The sequence below is a fragment of the Aerococcus sp. 150760013-2 genome (assembly GCF_053627715.1).
Genome location: NZ_JBSEYI010000020.1, coordinates 1 through 18,916, shown reverse-complemented (window position 1 = coordinate 18,916; position 18,916 = coordinate 1). Strand labels below are relative to the sequence as shown.

Sequence of the window (18,916 nt, the reverse complement as noted above, 5' to 3'; positions counted from 1 at the left end):
CGAAATTAAATACACGTCCCAAAAAATGTTTGAATTGGAAAACACCTTATGAAATCTTTTATAAAACTGTGTTGCACTTAATTTGACAAATTAAGTGGCAAATAATGATGTAGCGCTTGGGTTTGGACATGAGGCAAAATTAAAATCAATTACGTTCTGGGGAGGACATATAGATGAAATTTAGAAAACTAGCTTTAACTTTATTATCTACCGTCACTTTAGCTGCTTGTGGGGCTGCGACTTCTACTAGCAATTCAGGCGCTTCAAACACTGCAGACAACGAAACTTTCAATGTTGGTGGTAACTTTGGTTTATCAGGTGCCTTTTCTGCTTACGGTACTGCGATCAATGATGGTGCAGCCTTAGCCTTTAAAGAAATCAATGAAGATGGTGGTGTCTTGGGTAAAGATGTGAACTACATCTCTGTAGACAACAAGTCAGATGCAACTGAGTCAACTACGCAAACTGCTCGTTTAATTGATGAAGAAAACATCTCCGTTTTGGTGGGTTCTGATACAACAGGATCAACTGAAGCACAAATCCAAACAGCTACTGACGCAAGTGTGCCAGTTGTTGCACCAGCAGCGACAGGTGACTCATTAACATTAGATAGCTCTGGTAATGTCCTGGAATACGTATTCCGTGTGCCATTCCAAGATGCTTTCCAAGGTTCTGTATTAGCGGAATTTGCTAACCAAGAAGGTTACGAAACTGCAGCAATCATCCAAGATAACTCTTCTGACTACGGTCAAAACTTAGCAGCTGAGTTTGATGACATCTTTGAAGGTGAAGTAGTCGGAACTGAATCTTACGTTTCAGGTGATACTGACTTCAACTCAATTTTAAATAACATCGCTTCTAAGAACCCGGATGTAATCTTTATCGCTGGTTACTACACTGAAGGTGGTTCAATTGTGAAACAAGCCCGTGAAATGGGTATTGAATCAGCAATCTTAGCACCAGATGGTTTCGGGGCTGAAGAATTCGTTGAATTAGCTGGCGCTGAAAACGTGAATAACTTCTACTACACTGCTCACTATACAACTGGTGAAGGTGCAACTGATAAAACAACTGAATTCGTTGAAGCCTTTAAAGCAGAATACGGTTCAGCACCAAACATGTTTGATGCTTTAGGTTATGATGCAGCTTACTTAGTAGCAGATGCAGCTGAACGTGCGGGCGAAGATGACCGTCAAGCGATCACAGATGCCTTAGCTGAAACAACTGACTTTGAAGGGGTAACTGGTACTTTCTCATTTGATGAAAACCACAACCCAGTGAAAACTGCTTACATCATCGAAATGGAAAATGGTGAAGAAGTAGGTTCTTCAGCAGTAAGTCCAGAGGATGTTGCCAACTAATTTTGATCGATAAATTAATTTTTTAAAAATTAAAATAAAATTAAAAATCAATTGCTTTTTGAGTAGAACCGCCTTATACTAATATTAGTCTTATCTTTATTGTTCCAAATATAAAATTTTGGAGGAATTTATGATGAAAATGAAAAAAATGCTTTTAACAATGGGTTCTTTAATGATGTTGGCGGCCTGTGGTTCAGTGACGCAAACATCCAACAATGCAAGTTCAACTAGCGAGAGTAGCGGAGATACTATCAAGATTGGTGGTAACTGGGACTTATCTGGTGCTGGTGCAGCCTATGGTGGCCCGGCAAATGAAGGGGTTAAATTAGCTTTTAAACTGGCGAATGATGCTGGTGGCATTAACGGTCAAACGATCGAATATGTTGAAGCTGACAACCGTACTGATCCAAATGAGTCTGCCAATACAGCAACACGCTTAATTGATGAAGAGAATGTACAAATGATTATCGGGCCAGCAACAACCGGTGCATTTGAAGCACAAATTCCAACTGGAACGAATGCTGAAATACCAATGATTGCGCCAGCTGCGACGGGTGATACCTTAACAGTTGATAGTTCTGGTAATACATTAGAGTACGTTTTCCGTGTAGCTTTCCAAGATGCTTTCCAAGGTTCGGCACTTGCAAGTTTTGCTAATGGTGAAGGTTATGAAACTGCCGCAATTATCCAAGACAATTCAACTGATTACGGACAGAACTTATCTGCTACGTTTGAAGAAGAATTCCAAGGAAACATTGTTGCAAATGAGTCATACATTGCAGGTGATTCTGACTTCAATTCAATCCTAAATAACATCGCTTCTGACGATCCGGATGTAATCTTTATAGCTGGTTACTATTCAGAGGGTGGTCCAATCGTTAAACAAGCACGTGAAAAGGGAATTGATGCAGTTATTCTGGCACCAGATGGTTTTGGTAGCCAAGAGTTTATTGATTTAGCGGGTGCGGAAAATGTAACCGACTTCTACTACACTTCTCACTATACAACTGGTGAAGGGTCAACAGAAGCAACGGCAGAGTTTATTGAAGCGTACGAAGCTGAATACGGTAAAACACCAGACATGTTTGCTGCTTTAGGATACGATGCTGCCAACTTAGCGATTGACGCTATTGAACGTGCAGGATCAGGTGATCCAGCTGGAGTAACAGCTGCAATTGAAGAAACAGAAGAATTTGCTGGTGCGACCGGTACATTCTCATTCGATGACCAACATAATCCAATCAAGACAGCTTACATTCTAGAAATGCAAGAAGGTGAAGTTGTAGGTTCTACTACAATCTCTCCAGACGACATCGTGAGTGAATAGAGTAGTCTGACCATTTAATAAAGAACAAATTTGGGAAGTTCTAGATGAAATGCAAACTTTGTACATGTTTGTCTTTTTAATACTAGGACTTCCCTTATTTTATGTTGAAAAATGAGGAAATAAAGCGTTAACATCGTCAAAAGTGTTACGGTTTTAAAACAAAATTAGAAAATTATTAAAAAAGATTGCATAAGAATTGGCATATTCTTATAATAAAACCAGTCTTATTCTTATGGTATTTGCGGTAACTAGGTCAACTTCTGCAATGGCAGGGATGACAAAAAGTTGAAAATATTAAATGTTACATGAGTAAATACATACTTTATTAATAAAGATGAACAAATATAATGTTGGATTATATTTGCCGTGGGGCAACTCACAAGTATTCAAAAAAGGAAAAGGAAGTGAAATAAATGGAGATGTTTTTGCAACAGCTTGTAAACGGACTCTCTTTGGGTAGTATTTATGCCCTTATGGCTTTAGGTTATACAATGGTATACGGAATTATCGGCTTGATTAACTTCGCGCACGGTGATGTTTATATGGTTGGAGCCTTTTTTGGTTTTTGGTTAATTACGGGGTTAGGGATGAATATTATTCTAGCACTTATATTAACAATGATTTTTACAGCAATTTTAGGGGTAATTATTGAGCGTGTGGCATACAAACCTTTACGTAAATCAACACGTATTGCAGCCTTAATTACGGCAATAGGGGTATCTTACCTATTACAAAACTTTATGATCTACTATGTAGGACCAGAAGTACGTGCCTTCCCTACATCATTACCAAACTTATCATTAGATTTAGGTTTATTTACGATTTCAACACAACAAGTAGTGATCTTCATTGTAACGATTATCTTGATGATTGCCCTACAGTACATTGTTCGTCAAACAAAAATGGGTCAAGGGATGCGTGCAGTATCTGTAGATGCTGATGCAGCGCGTTTAATGGGGATTTCCGTAGACAATGTCATTTCCTTTACTTTCGCTATTGGATCGGCTTTAGCTGGTGCTGGTGGGGTATTAGTTGGTATCTACTATAATTCTATTTCGCCAACTATGGGACTAACACCAGGTATTAAAGCTTTCGTAGCCGCTGTTTTAGGTGGTATCGGATCAATTCCTGGTGCCATGTTAGGTGGTATTTTAATCGGTGTGGTTGAATCAATGGTATCTATGATTGGTTTATCTACTTGGCGTGACGCTGCGGTTTACTTCATTTTGATTATCATTTTAGTCTTCAAACCTAGCGGATTGTTAGGTAAAGGCACACAAGAGAAAGTATAGGAGGGTGTATGATGAAAAAAGAATCATGGGCAAAAAACTTCTTTACTAAATCAACAATTACTTGGATTTGTGTGATTTTGGGACTATTCTTCTTAATCATGGCAGCCTATTTAATGGGATTAGTAACGTCGTTCTATCAAAATATTATGGTGACAATTGGGATTAATATGATCCTAGCTGTTGGCTTGAACTTAGTAGTAGGCTATGCGGGACAATTCTCGCTTGGTCACGCAGGGTTTATGGCGATTGGTGCCTACGTTGGTGCCATCCTTTCAACGCAAATTCCAGGACCAATCGGTTTCTATGCTGGTATGGCTGCTGGGGCTGTTTTAGCAGCTATCGTTGCTTTAATCGTAGGGGTTCCTACCTTACGTTTGAAAGGTGACTACTTAGCGATTGCAACTTTAGGGGCTTCTGAAATTATCCGTATCATCATCCAAAACTTGGAAATCACTAACGGTGCCGCTGGTATCTCAGGTATTCCAATGAACGTAACTTGGATTACTTTATTTATCTTCATTGTTTTAACAACTTTATTAATTGTAAACTATATCCACTCTAGTCCAGGACGTGCTACTATTGCCGTTCGGGAAAATGAAATAGCTGCCGAATCTGTTGGGGTAAAAACAACTAAATATAAAATCATTGCCTTTGTAATCGGTGCTGTAACAGCTTCAATTGCAGGTACTTTATACGCAGGTTACTTCTCCGTAATCAACCCATCACAATTTACTTTCCAACGTTCAATCGATGTTCTAATTATCGTTGTATTCGGTGGTATCGGATCAGTAACAGGTTCATTCGTTGCGGCAATTGCCTTAGGACTACTAAACTCAGTTTTAGCCCCTTTAGGTCAATTACGTATGGTTGTATATGGTATCGCGATTATCGCCATCATGGTATTCAAGCCATCAGGTTTGATGGGTGATTTTGAATTACAATTCAGTAAATTATTCAACCGCAAGAAAAAAGATTCTGATAAAGAGGAGGCATAACCATGTCATTATTGACGATTAAAGATTTAAATAAAAATTTTGGCGGGTTAGCCGCTGTATCGAATGTAAATATTGATTTAGAAAAGAATGAATTAGTTGGACTTATCGGCCCTAACGGTGCAGGTAAAACGACATTATTCAACTTGCTGACTGGTGTTTATGAGCCGAGTTCAGGTGAAGTAAAATTATCAACTGACGAAGGTGACGTGGTTTTAAATGGTAAAGAGCCAAGTGAAATCAACCGCTATGGTTTAGCAAGAACCTTTCAAAATATCCGTTTATTTGGTCAGTTGACTGTTTTAGACAACGTGTTAGTAGCTTTACATACTAAACACGGCGCTAGCTTTTTGTCTAGTGTTTTACGTACGCCAGCTTTCTACAGAAACCGTGAAGAATTAAAAGAACGCGCAATCGAATTGCTAAGTATTTTTAACCTTCAAGATTTACTATATGAAAAAGCGAAAAACTTGCCATATGGTCAACAACGTCGTCTAGAAATCGTTCGTGCCTTAGCGACTGAGCCAAAAATCTTATTCTTGGATGAACCAGCTGCAGGGATGAACCCAAATGAAACAGCTAATTTAACTGAATTAATCCGTCAAATTCAAAAAGATTTCGACATTACAGTAGTCCTTATCGAGCATGATATGTCGCTAGTAATGAATGTGTGTGAACGTATCTACGTATTAGAATACGGTAAATTGATCGCCCACGGTACACCTAGTGAAATCCAAAGTAATCCAGCTGTTATCAAAGCATACTTAGGAGGCGAGTAAAATATGACAATGTTAGAAGTAAAAGATTTGAAAGTCTCATACGGCATGATTGAAGCGATTAAAGGGATTAGCTTTGAAGTCAATCAAGGCGAGATTGTTTCCCTAATCGGTTCCAATGGTGCGGGTAAATCCACAACCTTACGGACAATTTCAGGTATCAAACCAGCTAAAAGTGGTCAAATTCTTTATGAAGGACAAGATATCCTAAAATCAAACGCAATGAAGATTGTAAAAGCAGGCATTTCTCAAGTACCTGAAGGGCGTCACGTATTTAAAGGGATGTCAGTTAAGGAAAACCTGTTAATGGGTGCTTACACTCGTAAAGACCGTGATGGCTTAAAAGAGGATATGGAAAAATCATTTGAATACTTCCCAATCATTAAAGAGCGTTTAAATCAAGACGCAGCGACTTTATCAGGCGGGGAACAACAAATGGTTGCCATGGCAAGAGCTTTAATGGCTAAGCCAAAATTACTATTATTAGATGAGCCATCAATGGGGTTAGCGCCATTATTCATTCAACAAATATTCAATATTATTGAAGAAATTAATGCAGCTGGTACAACAGTACTATTGATTGAACAAAATGCCAAGCAAGCGTTAAGTATTTCTGATCGTGCTTACGTTATGGAAACTGGTAAAATTTTATTATCAGGAACTGGTGAGGAATTATTAACTTCTGAGAAAGTACAAGAAGCTTATCTTGGTGGGGCAATGATCTAGATTTATATAATCTTAATATAAGCGTTGAGTAATCGTAATGGTTTACTTAACGCTTTTTATGTATAATGCAAGGGAAAAATGGACTAATTATAGCCCAAAGTAAGATGTATGCAAGGAGGTGACAATATTTTGGCAAAGAAAAAGAAACAAACAAGACGCAAATTAAAGGGTTGGCAAGGTTGGCTTAAAGGGTATCAACAAGCATTCAGGCTAATTTTCAAAAAAAGAAAATATAAAAAAATACAATATATTTCGAAGAAGAAACGTTCGCAACGTCGTAAAGAAATATGGTTAGGAACACTTGCAATTCTTGGATTGATGCTATTTTTCCTTTCCCAAGACTATCAAGGCGTACCCACGTCAAGTGAGGCCTCTAGTGAAGAGGTGGAAATGGTATATACGGACCAAGAATTTGTGGATTTAGTCGGGCAATATGCAGTAACTGAATATCCTAATTCTCATGTATTACCAAGTATTGTCACCGCCCAAGCAGTATTAGAATCTAATTTTGGTAAAAGTCAATTATCTAGTGAGTATTTTAATTTATTTGGTCGTAAATCATATAGCCCAAATGATCCAAGTGTAGATTTACCCACACAAGAATTTGTGAATGGCCAATATATTACTGTGGATGAGCCTTTCCGGGTTTATACATCTTGGGAAGAATCGGTAGCTGATCACGGAAGGTTACTTGCAAACGGCACTTCATGGAATGAAACACATTATAATGGTGTTTTGAATGCAAGTTCGTATAAAGAAGCTGCCTATGCCTTGCAAGAAGCTGGCTATGCCACCGATCCTAATTATGCGGAATCTTTGATAGATGTGATAGAAAGATACGAATTAACTAGATTTGATAACCAGGTTCAATAGGATAAGTGAAAGAAAATTCATTTGCAATGGTACCTATTCAAGTGTATTATAAAAGATGAACAATATTTCGGTATATTGTACTTTTTATAGGGGGTAAAACCGTGGCGAAGACTAAGAGCTATAAGGACATAGCATATCAATACCTAAAGGAACAAATCGATAGTAATTTGCTATTACCAGATACACACTTAAAAGAAGTGGAAATTGCAGAAACGCTAGGCATGAGTCGTACGCCGGTTCGAAAAGCCATGGCACAACTTGCTGAAGAAGATTATATTCGTATTGAACAATACAAGGGTGCGGTAGTAGCGAAAAATGCACTAAACGCACGAGCAATTGTGGAACGTCTACAATTTATTGAATTGTTAACTATGAATCTCTTCCAGCAAATGCAAAATAAGGATGTCCAAGTAGACACCGAACGCGTCGAAGAATTGAAAAAAAATATTTCTGAATCACTTGCAGCATATGACTTGGAAACTTATTTTGATACTGAATTCAAAATGTTTACCTATTTGGTATCCTTCTATCCGAATTCATACTTTAGACAGGTTACCTTGAATACAATTCAACCCCTACATGAATTGTACATAAAAGAAGCCAAGGAGGATCACTCAACCTTCAAACGTGAAGCGAATGATTTAAAAGAAATCTATCCAACGATGTTGAAAGCTTTGGTACATAAAGATTATGCGATGGCCCGTAAACAAGCCCGCATCTGGATAAACCAATTAATTCTTTATCAAATCAACAAATAAGTGAGAGAGGCGAATCTTAAAAGGTTCGTCTTTTCTTATGGCATTAGCTTGTGACATACCTTGTTAGTTGAGCTCTTCAGAGCAGTCAGGTGTCCGCTTCAGATATAGTTTGTGTGATGTGCCATCACTACAACTATATCTTCCATCTTATGAGCGAGTTAATGCTTTAGCATATACTCGCTCAAATGCGTTAGAAGTCTCCTGCCTTAGCGCTCTGAATCACATCCTATAATCGGGTTTGCTCGACCAGCTCAAGTCCACTTCAGACTAACTTGCAGCTGATTGCATCAGCCACTGCATTAGTCCTCCAGCGTTGTTGAGCTGAACGGTCTCGCTCACACCTTGTTTAATCGGGCTCCACAAACCAGAAATGACTGCGTTTCAGATTAGTTTGCAACTGACTGCGTCAGTCACTTCACTAATCTTCCAACGGTTCATTTCTACCGGTTTATGTCGCACCTTGTTTTCGTTGAACAGGTGTTCTATAAATGGTATCCTTATCAATGAAACTATACGGGAAGGTGGCCTAATGATGGCATTGAATCAATTTACGAAGGGGCTTAATGATCGACAAAAGGAAGCTGTTGAGCATACCGAGGGGCCGCTATTAATTATGGCTGGTGCTGGTAGTGGGAAAACACGTGTTTTGACTCACCGCATGGCCTATATTTTAAGTGAAAAAGATGTGAATCCTTGGAATATTTTGGCGATTACATTTACCAATAAGGCTGCTAAGGAAATGAAAGAACGTGTTTCAGCTCTAGTAGGCCCGGATGCCAATGATATGTGGGTATCCACTTTTCACGCTATGTGTGTACGTATTTTAAGAAGAGAAGCTGAGGCAATTGGTTTTACAAGGTCCTTTACCATAGCTGATCCATCAGAACAACAAACCCTTATCAAACGTATTATTAAAGAATTAAACTTAGATAAGGATAAATTCTCTCATAAAATGCTGCTAGGGCGTATCTCTGATGCGAAGAATAACTTAATGCTACCAGATGACTACCGTCAAAATTATTCTGGATATATAGAAGATGTAGTGGCAGATGTATATGAACGATACCAGAAAGGTCTTCAAGCAGCGCAATCTTTCGACTTCGACGATTTAATTATGTATACCGTTAAATTATTTGACCAACAGCCAGATATTCTGAAATACTACCAACAAAAATTTCATTATATCCATGTGGATGAATATCAAGATACCAACGAAGCCCAATATAAATTGGTCAAACACCTAGGAGGGTACTTCCATAATGTGTGTGTAGTAGGGGATGCTGACCAGTCTATTTATGGGTGGCGTGGTGCCAATATGGAAAATATCTTGAACTTCGAAAAGGACTATCCAAAATCAACCACTATCCTATTGGAACAAAATTATCGGTCTACTAAAAATATCTTGCAAGCGGCCAATAATGTCATCAATAAAAACACCTATCGTAAGGATAAGACCCTTTGGACTGATAATAACCAGGGTGAATTGATTTCTTATTACCGGGCGCAAAATGAGCGTGACGAGTCCAACTATGTCATCGGTAAAATTAAAGATGCTATCAAAGATCAAAACAAGCGTTACGGGGACATTGCCATTCTGTATAGAACCAATGCCCAGTCCCGTGTAATGGAGGAGAATTTGGTCAAGGCCAACATGCCTTACCGAATCGTTGGCGGTCTAAAATTCTACGACCGCAAGGAAATTAAAGACATTCTAGCTTACCTACGTCTACTGGCCAATCCGTCTGATAACCTATCATTTACGCGTATTATCAACGTGCCTAAACGTGGTATTGGACCAGGAACCCTAGATAAATTAAACACATTCGCCAGCCAGCAAGGGATTTCCCTTTTACAGGCGGCAACCCTAGTCGACCATTCACCAATCACTGGTAAAGGTGCTACGAATTTAAAGGCTTTCGGCAAAATGATGGCCAATCTCCAAACGCAACGCGAATTCTTAGCCATCCAAGACTTAGTCGAGGAAATTTTAGCGCAAACCGGCTACTTAAAGGACTTGGAAAATCAGAAAACACTTGAAGCTGACGCCCGCATCGACAATATTCACGAGTTCATTTCAGTAACCCAAGAGTTCGACAAACGTTGGGAAGCTGAGCAAGAAGACCGCGAACAAGCAGCGCAAATTGCGGCCCAAGAAGAAGCGGACCGGCCGACAGAATTACAAGAAGCCAACCTCAACCAAAGTGACGTGAATCCGGGCAATAACCCACTCAATCCAGATGGTACCTTCAATTTATTCGACCTTGAAGGGATTCAAGCAGAACTTGATGGTGTGATTGACAACAATTCGGCTGAAGATGATGCCTTGATGGGCTTTATCACGGATTTATCATTGGTATCAGATTTAGACAACCAAGAAATTGACCAACAAGGGGAATTGACCTTGATGACTTTACATGCGGCTAAAGGACTTGAGTTCCCAATTGTTTTCATTATTGGGATGGAAGAGGGCATGTTCCCACTAGCTCGTGCAGCTAAGGAAGAGTCGGAACTTGAAGAGGAACGACGACTTGCTTATGTTGGCATTACCCGAGCGGAAGAGAAATTATACTTAACCAATTCGTTGTCGCGCTTGCTTTACGGGAAATACCAGTCCAACCCAGTTTCGCGATTTATCGCAGAAATTGATGATGAATTATTAGACGACAGCGAAAATGAGCGGTCTATTTTCCAACCATCTGGCGGCAGTCCATCAGATTTACCATTTGGTGGCAGCAGCTCATCAGGTTTCGGTTCTTCATCTTCATCAGGCGCAACTTTTGCGGCAGATTATGCCAGCAAACGTAAACGAGCGTCCAATACCTATGAAAGAGCCAATGCCAAGTCTTACTATGAACGCAAGAAAGAAGCGAAACGGTCAGTATTTGACCCAGTTACCGCTAATAAAGATATTAAAACAGTAGATGGTCCAGTAACCTGGGCTATCGGCGATAAAGCCGTCCACAAAAAATGGGGTGTTGGGACAGTTGTCAAGGTTTCAGGTACTGGCAATGACCAAGAGTTAGATATTGCTTTCCCTAATCAAGGGATCAAGCGTCTATTATCTGCCTTCGCCCCAATTGAGAAACAAGCTTAAAATATACATCACGGAATAAACGGAATAAAAGGAGATTGAACGATGACAAAGGATAACCAACAAAGTATTGATGTTGCGCGTATTGAAGCCTTAACCCATCTCTTGAATGACTATGCCTACCAATACTATGCCTTAGATAATCCAACGATTTCGGATACCGAATACGACAAACTTTACCGTGAGTTACAGGATTTAGAAGCCAAGTACCCAACTTTCATTCAAGCTGAATCGCCAACGCAACGGGTGGGGGACGCTGTGTCCGAAGCCTTTACTAAGGTAACCCATTCACAACCTATGATGTCCCTAGGTAATGCCTTTAATTTTGAAGAAGTAGCTAAATTTGTAGCAGATGCAAAGAAAAATGTTGGCGAACATATACGCTTTGTATGTGAGTTGAAAATTGATGGTTTATCAGTAGCCATTCAATATGAAAATGGCCGTTACGTCCGGGCAGCTACTCGGGGGGATGGTGTTGTTGGGGAGGATATTACTAACAATGTTCGTACCATTAAATCAGTCCCTATGAAACTTCGCCAAGATATTGATATCGAGGTGCGCGGCGAAATCTACATGCCTAAGGATGCCTTTTTGGCCTTAAATGAAAAACGTGAAGAAGCAGGCTTGCCAACTTTCGCTAACCCGCGGAATTCAGCTGCTGGATCAATCCGTCAATTGGATTCAAAAGTCACAGCCAGTCGTAACTTGAATATTTTCTTATACTCTGGGGTCTTTTCTGATCAATTACCGATCAAGAGCCAACAAGACTTATTCCAACATTTCCCAGACTATGGCTTGCGCGTAAACCCGTTAACCAGAGTGTGTGAAACTTTCGAAGAAATTCAAGCCTACATTGAAGAAATGACTGCTAAACGTCACGAATTGTCTTACGGTATTGATGGGATTGTTATCAAGGTAGACGATTTTAGTGACCAAGAAACTTTAGGCTATACGGTTAAGGCACCGAAATGGGCGATTGCCTACAAATTCCAAGCCGAAGAAGTGGAAACGACCATCCATGATATCGAGTGGACGGTTGGGCGTACAGGTGTAGTGACTCCAACTGCCATTATGGAACCAGTTTTATTAGACGGGTCAACCGTTCAACGGGCTAGCCTCCACAATATGGACTTGATTGAGGCTAAAGATATCCGCCTAAATGATACAGTGGTCATCCATAAGGCGGGGGATATTATTCCAGAAGTGGTGACGGTTGTTTTAGATAAGCGACCTGAAGATTCAACGCCGTATCCTAAACCGACGACTTGTCCGGTTTGCCATAGCGACCTAGTCCATTTAGAGGATGAAGTGGCCTTGAGATGTGTGAACCCAGCTTGTCCAGCCCAAGCAAAAGAGAAGTTGTATCATTTCGTGTCTCGAAACGCCATGAATATTACCGGTGTTGGCCCATCTGTCCTAGAACAAATGTATGACAAGGCCAATGTCCATAGTCCAGCTGACTTATACCAAGTCAAGAAAGACCAATTGATGGCCTTAGACAAGGTTGGGGACAAGGCGTCAGATAAGATTATCCAAGCTATTGAAGCTTCCAAAGAAAACTCACTTGAGCGCTTATTATTTGGTTTAGGCATTCGTCATGTTGGGGCGAAAGCTGCTCGTCAGATAGCTGAAGTATATCCAAGCATGCAAGAAATTATGACCAAGGAAATAACCGATTTAACCAATATTGAAGGAATTGGCGAAACCATCGCGGATTCTATAGTTGCCTTTTTTGCCACAGACGGCGCGCGCGAAACCATTGAGGCCCTAGTGGAAAACGGCGTCAACATGAAGTATAAGGGGCCGGTTAAAGCAGAAGTTGAAGCCATCGATTCCTTCTGGGCCGGCAAAACAATCGTCCTAACTGGGAAATTATCTCAGTACACAAGACCGGAAGCTAAGAAAGCTATCGAAGCCTTAGGTGGTAACGTTACAGGGTCCGTTTCTAAGAAGACGGATATCCTAGTTGCCGGGGAAGATGCAGGGTCAAAATTGGCCAAAGCAGAAAACTTAGGCGTTACTGTATTTTCTGAACAAGACATGGTTGACAAGTTATAATATAATAGACTCTATGAAGTGCGTTTCGAAATAGCTTCTTTAGACGGACTACAGTCATCCTATCGAGCTTGAAAAGTTGAAACGACTTTTCTTGAAGCGCAAGAAGAAAAACGCGGACTTGTGATTGGGGAGAATAGCAAGTTAAGAAAGGGAATGTCGTGTTGAAAATAAAAAAATTCAAAACATTATCCATATTATTGGTGGCGACGTTGGCCCTAGCAGCCTGTCAAAACGACCAAGCCGATTCAACTGAATCAGCGGGTTCAGCCAGCCAATCTTCATCTAGTAGTGAAGAACAACAAACAAGCCAATTGTCGACAGAATACTACTCGTCATACATTAGTGACGGCACTTACCAAACCAATTCTGCTTCAGGCATTACAGCGGGGGCATCTTCACAAGCCAATGCGGAGAATTTAGAGCGCGGTTTGTATGACCTAGCCAAGAACATTTTTTCCACTGAAGACTACTCGCTCCAAGAAGGACAAGTCATCGGCGAGGATCAGACCTTGGCTTACTTAACAGCCCAATCGGACAAAAATCCAGATGGCCTAAATCCGTCCGGTTATGCATCGACCACTATGGAAGGGTTTGAACCCCGCTATTTAAACACCCTTATGGAATACGATTTCGTTGACCAGGACGGGAATATCGCAGGGATTTCAATCGGTTTAGGGATGAACTATTCAGATACCTTCACCTCTGATTCAGACAGCGAAGAAGTAGAAATTACATCCGAAGAGCGAATCGAACACGGGAAGCAAATGGCTGAAACCATCGTCGCTGACATTCGTGAAAACGAAGCTTACGCAGACATTCCGATCCATGTAGCCATCTTTGAAAACGAAGAGTCTGGTGATTTAGGAGGCGGAACCTTCTCAACTGATGCCGTTTCATCAAGTGGCAACTCATTCGGTGACTGGTCCACTTATAATCAAGACTTCGTTGTTTATGACGTAGACGATGCACCAAATGAAGAAGATACTGTATCCTTCACCCGTTTCCGTGACCAAATCCAGTCCTTCTACCCTCAACTATCAGGTTTATCAGGGGTAGGATACTATCAAGATAACGAACTGCAAAACGTTAATATTGTAATCAATAGTCAGTTTGATGGTTATAGTGAAGTTATTGCCTTGTCTCAGCAAGCAATTTCAACTGCTAGCTCAGTATTCAATAACAATATTGAGATTCAAATTCAAGTAGTGACCGCTGACGGTGTACGCGCCTTATTGACGAGAAATAAAGATTCAGACACTTTTGACTATGCATTAGTCGATTAATATGTGTGATGTTTTGTGACATATCAATCTATTTTTCTTATTTGAAAAAGGGGTTGTCAGCTGTTTGCTAGCTGACAGCAATAGGAAAAATGAGCAAATCGATAGGCAAGTTTTAGTATAAAAGCTTGTCTATTGCCATTTATAGACTATTTTTAACGATAGAAGATTAAAATTATAAAAAAGCTACTCATGTAACCTTAATTTACATTGTTGACTTGAGCGGTTTGTGCTAAAATAAAACAGGTAAAATAAGGCGAAAACTAAGCTGAAGAATGAAGGAGGAACCCGTTATGTCAATTTCTGAAGAAGAAGTTAAACGGATTGCTAAATTAGCTAAATTCAAGGTTGAAGATGAAGATGTCGTTCACTTTACTGAAGAATTTGGGAATATTTTAAATATGATTGAAGAATTACAAGAAATCGATACTACAGATGTAGCGCCTATGTTTTGGGCAGTCGATTTTGAAAACGTGATGCGCGAAGATAAAGTTGTGAAAATGCAAACGCGTGATGAATTATTTATCAACGCCAAAACAACAGTCGATGGCTTTATCGAAGTGCCATCAATTATTGATACAGATGGAGGCGACGCTTAATGGAAAAATTTACAGATACAATTCGCTCATTAAATGAGAAATTAGTAGCAGGCCAAGTGACATCTGTTGAACTAGTGGAAGAAGCTATCCGACGCATTAAAGCAGAAAATGACGTTATTAACGCTGTGATCACATTAGACGAAGAAAATGCTTTAGCTAAAGCCAAAGCATCTGACGAAAAAGGTTACTCCTCTGACCGACCATTACAAGGAATTCCGATTGGATTAAAAGACAATATCTTAACAAACGGTGTCACAACTACAGCAGCATCTAAAATGCTAGCTGACTTTGTACCAATTTATGATGCAACAGTTACTGAAAAATTAGCTGCAGCAGGTGCGATTAATATTGCCAAATTAAACATGGATGAATTCGCCATGGGTGGTTCAAATGAAACGTCTTATTTCGGCCCAGTTCGCAATCCATTTGATACAGACCGAGTACCAGGCGGTTCTTCAGGTGGTTCAGCAGCCGCTGTTTCAGCTGGCCAAGTGATGGCAACATTAGGTACCGATACAGGTGGTTCAATCCGTCAACCTGCGGCATACAACGGTATTGTAGGAATGAAACCTACTTACGGTCGTGTGTCACGTTGGGGCGTTATTTCTTTTGCTTCTTCATTAGACCAAGTTGGGCCAATGACTCGTACAGTTGAAGATAATGCGATTATGTTAGAAGCAATTGCTGGTTATGATGACCATGATTCAACCTCAGCAAACATTGAAGTGCCTAACTATGTGGCCTCTATGAAAGATGGCGTTCAAGGGTTAACAGTTGGTGTACCGGTAGAGTTCTTCGGTGACTCAGTTGACGAACAAGTTAAAGAACAAGTACGCGCATCAATCAAGCAATTAGAAAATGCTGGTGCAACTATTAAAGAGATCAGCTTCGAAAACTTGAAATATGGTATTCCAGTTTACTATATCATTGCCTCTGCAGAAGCATCTTCAAACTTACAACGCTATGATGGTATCCGTTACGGTTACCGCGCAGAAAACTTCAACGACCTAGAGGAATTGTATGTCAATACAAGAACTGAAGGTTTTGGTGACGAGGTTAAACGTCGTTTAATGACAGGTACATTCTCTATCGCATCAGAAAACTTCGACGAATACTTCATGAAAGCTGCTAAAGTACGTATGTTAATTAAAGAAGCCTTCGACAACATCTTCTCTGAAGTTGATTTAATCGTCTCGCCAGTAACTACTGGTACAGCCTTTAAATTAGGCGAGAAAAATGACGATCCAATCGAAATGTACATGGCTGACTTATTAACAGTTCCTGTAAACTTAGCTGGATTACCTGGTTTATCAATGCCTGTTGGTTTTGACGATAAAGGTCTACCAATCGGTTTACAAATTATCGGTAATCGTTTCGAAGAAGAGAAAATTTACCGTGCAGCGTATGCTGTTGAACAAGTAAACGACGCTTATACAAAACATCCAGCAGAGTAAGAGGGAGGAAATCGCATGAATTACGAAACAGTCATTGGACTTGAAGTCCATGTCGAATTAAAGACAGAATCAAAAATGTTCTCTCCATCTGCCGCTCACTTTGGAGCAGAACCTAACACAAACACAAACGTTATCGACTTCGGTTATCCTGGTGTCTTACCAAAAATGAACCGTCGCGGTATTGAATTCGCTATTAAAGCGGCCTTAGCCTTAAACTGTGAAATCAATCCAGTACAACACTTCGACCGTAAAAACTACTTCTACCCAGATAATCCAAAAGCTTTCCAAACAACTCAGTTATGGCAACCTATTGGTGAAAATGGTTGGATTGAAATCGAAGTGAATGGTGAAACGAAAAAAATCCGTATCGAACGTCTTCACTTAGAAGAAGATGCAGGTAAAAACATCCACGGTGCTGGCGACTCACTAGTTGACTTGAACCGTCAAGGTACGCCTTTATTAGAAATCGTATCTGAAGCTGACATGCGTTCACCAGAAGAAGCTTATGCTTACTTAGAAAAAATCCGTGAAATCATCCGTTTCACAGGCGTTTCTGATGTAAAAATGGAAGAAGGATCAATGCGTTGTGACGCCAATATTTCTTTACGTCCTTATGGCCAAAAAGAATTTGGTACCAAAAACGAATTGAAAAATTTGAACTCATTCAACTATGTTCGTAAAGGTCTTGCTTACGAAGAAAAACGTCAAGCACAAGTCTTAAACGCAGGTGGCGTGATTGAACAAGCGACTCGTCGTTACGATGAAAACACTGGTAAAACACAATTAATGCGTGTTAAAGAAGGGGCAGCGGATTACCGTTACTTCCCAGAACCAGACCTACCGCCATTTACAGTAGCTGACGCTTGGTTAGAAGAAATTCAAGCCACCCTACCAGAAATGCCGGCTGATCGTCGTAAACGTTATGTAGATACTTACGAATTACCTGAATATGACGCTCAAATCTTAACACAAACCTTAGAAATGTCTGATTTCTTTGATGCTACAGTGAAAGCTGGCGCTGATCCGAAACAAGCTTCTAACTGGTTAATGGGTGAAGTGAATGCTTACATGAATGATAATGAAAAAGACTTAGACCAAATTGGTTTAACACCTGAATCATTAGCTGAAATGATTGCCTTGATTGAAGATGGTACTATCTCAAGCAAACAAGCGAAAAAAGTGTTCAAATTATTAGCGGATAAAGGTGGTTCTGCTAAAGAGGTTGTTGAAGCTGAAGGGTTAGTTCAATTGTCTGATCCAGCACAGTTGTTACCATTGATTACTGAAATCCTTGATAACAACCAACAATCAATTGACGACTACAAAGCTGGTAAGAAGAAAGCGACTGGTTTCTTAGTTGGTCAAATTATGAAAGCAACTAAAGGTCAAGCGAACCCACAAGTTGTTAACCAATTATTAACAGAAGAATTAGATAAACGCTAATTTTGAACAAAGATAAAACATGTCTGGTCCACCAAGTCGGTGAATCGGACATGTTTTTTTATTGTTAGTAAATGAATCGCAAAGTCTCTTGTTTACACTTACCCTCAAATACTCTGATATGGTCAGTTACCCTTTTTAACTGTTAAGGCATGTTAGGTAGTTCTAGGCTCAATCTTGCAAACCTATCTCACATACCTGAATAATTTAATGACCAACTTTAAAATCTACTATCTTTTAATCCGGATAGTAATATAAATTGGGATGCTTAAGATATATAATTGCCTAAAATTGGGGTAAAGCTAATTACGGTTAAAAAGTAAATATTGGCTATTTTTCCTAGCAAGTGCAGGGGTTTGACTGGGTAGGTTCAGGTAGAACAATTCGTAAAATTAACTAGTAAATATAAGCTAACAAAGGCTTGATACAAATCCAAGCTTTCTCTATGACTTGACAATGACCGTTAATGTTCGTATGCTTATAGGTGTTGAAAAGAGAATATGATTTGTTAGGCAGAGGCTCCTATACAAACACAGGCTACTGCCCAGAAACGTCCAGAGACGCCAATGGGTATAACAGGATCATCCGAATAGAAGGAATTTCTAACGTAGCTAACAGGAATGTTTACGTTGTATAGTGCTAAAACTCCACGAAAAGATCAAATAACAAAAATAGGTGTAGTCCCATTTTTGTTGTGGATATTTAGAGTAGGCTCTCGCTAATTTTAGTGGGAGCTTTTTATATTGCGACAAATCTTCATTTTAACAAGTATAAAATGAGGAGGTATTTTTATGGGACGAATTTACAATTTAAGTGCAACAACAATAATAAAATAAAAAAGATCCATAGTTTTCCTATAAAATAGATGTACCAACCAACTATTAGAAGG

13 protein-coding genes, 2 pseudogenes and 1 riboswitch are annotated in these 18,916 nt (G+C 39.7%); all 15 genes and pseudogenes read left to right on the top strand.

From position 1 onward, the window contains the following. Positions 1-173 precede the first annotated feature (173 nt). Positions 174-1,361, top strand: a complete 1,188-nt coding sequence (locus ACUW85_RS09240) for an ABC transporter substrate-binding protein (protein WP_048728844.1) — start codon at positions 174-176, stop codon at positions 1,359-1,361. Positions 1,362-1,494: 133 nt separating this feature from the next. Continuing rightward, entirely contained in the window at positions 1,495-2,688 is a 1,194-nt protein-coding gene (locus ACUW85_RS09235) for an ABC transporter substrate-binding protein (RefSeq protein ID WP_048728843.1), read from the top strand. 413 nt (positions 2,689-3,101) lie between these two features. Next, a complete protein-coding gene (locus ACUW85_RS09230) occupies positions 3,102-3,980 on the top strand; it encodes a branched-chain amino acid ABC transporter permease (RefSeq protein WP_149314815.1) in 879 nt (292 codons plus the stop codon). Positions 3,981-3,988: 8 nt separating this feature from the next. After that, the gene (locus ACUW85_RS09225) at positions 3,989-4,975 is read left to right on the top strand and encodes a branched-chain amino acid ABC transporter permease (RefSeq protein WP_026465280.1); all 987 of its coding nucleotides are present in this window, start codon (positions 3,989-3,991) and stop codon (positions 4,973-4,975) included. A gap of 2 nt (positions 4,976-4,977) precedes the next feature. Then, positions 4,978-5,751: an ABC transporter ATP-binding protein gene (locus ACUW85_RS09220; protein ID WP_069285811.1), complete on the top strand. Its 774-nt coding sequence runs from the start codon at positions 4,978-4,980 to the stop codon at positions 5,749-5,751. Positions 5,752-5,754: 3 nt separating this feature from the next. After that, a complete protein-coding gene (locus tag ACUW85_RS09215; RefSeq protein WP_149314816.1) occupies positions 5,755-6,474 on the top strand; it encodes an ABC transporter ATP-binding protein in 720 nt (239 codons plus the stop codon). Positions 6,475-6,603: 129 nt separating this feature from the next. After that, the gene (locus ACUW85_RS09210) at positions 6,604-7,347 is read left to right on the top strand and encodes a glycoside hydrolase family 73 protein (protein ID WP_149314817.1); all 744 of its coding nucleotides are present in this window, start codon (positions 6,604-6,606) and stop codon (positions 7,345-7,347) included. A 101-nt stretch (positions 7,348-7,448) separates the two neighbouring features. Next, the gene (locus tag ACUW85_RS09205; protein WP_149314818.1) at positions 7,449-8,105 is read left to right on the top strand and encodes a GntR family transcriptional regulator; all 657 of its coding nucleotides are present in this window, start codon (positions 7,449-7,451) and stop codon (positions 8,103-8,105) included. A gap of 529 nt (positions 8,106-8,634) precedes the next feature. Beyond that, positions 8,635-10,767 (top strand): annotated as a pseudogene (locus ACUW85_RS09200) (UvrD-helicase domain-containing protein); the annotation flags it as partial. A gap of 273 nt (positions 10,768-11,040) precedes the next feature. Further along, a pseudogene (locus ACUW85_RS09195) lies at positions 11,041-11,199 on the top strand (hypothetical protein); the annotation flags it as partial. 42 nt (positions 11,200-11,241) lie between these two features. After that, a complete protein-coding gene (gene ligA / locus ACUW85_RS09190; protein WP_149314819.1) occupies positions 11,242-13,254 on the top strand; it encodes an NAD-dependent DNA ligase LigA in 2,013 nt (670 codons plus the stop codon). 158 nt (positions 13,255-13,412) lie between these two features. Then, positions 13,413-14,537: a CamS family sex pheromone protein gene (locus tag ACUW85_RS09185; RefSeq protein ID WP_149314820.1), complete on the top strand. Its 1,125-nt coding sequence runs from the start codon at positions 13,413-13,415 to the stop codon at positions 14,535-14,537. 290 nt (positions 14,538-14,827) lie between these two features. Continuing rightward, positions 14,828-15,133 (top strand): Asp-tRNA(Asn)/Glu-tRNA(Gln) amidotransferase subunit GatC, encoded by a 306-nt coding sequence (gene gatC / locus ACUW85_RS09180; protein WP_016897919.1) that lies wholly within the window; start codon positions 14,828-14,830, stop codon positions 15,131-15,133. Beyond that, positions 15,133-16,587, top strand: a complete 1,455-nt coding sequence (gatA, locus tag ACUW85_RS09175) for an Asp-tRNA(Asn)/Glu-tRNA(Gln) amidotransferase subunit GatA (RefSeq protein WP_149314821.1) — start codon at positions 15,133-15,135, stop codon at positions 16,585-16,587. Before gatC ends, gatA begins: the two co-directional genes overlap by 1 nt. A 15-nt stretch (positions 16,588-16,602) precedes the next feature. Next, positions 16,603-18,030 carry an Asp-tRNA(Asn)/Glu-tRNA(Gln) amidotransferase subunit GatB gene (gatB, locus tag ACUW85_RS09170; protein WP_149314822.1) on the top strand — a complete coding sequence of 476 codons (1,428 nt, stop codon included), beginning with the start codon at positions 16,603-16,605 and terminating at the stop codon, positions 18,028-18,030. 494 nt (positions 18,031-18,524) lie between these two features. After that, positions 18,525-18,692, top strand: a riboswitch (M-box (ykoK) riboswitch). The last annotated feature ends 224 nt before the right edge of the window (positions 18,693-18,916 follow it).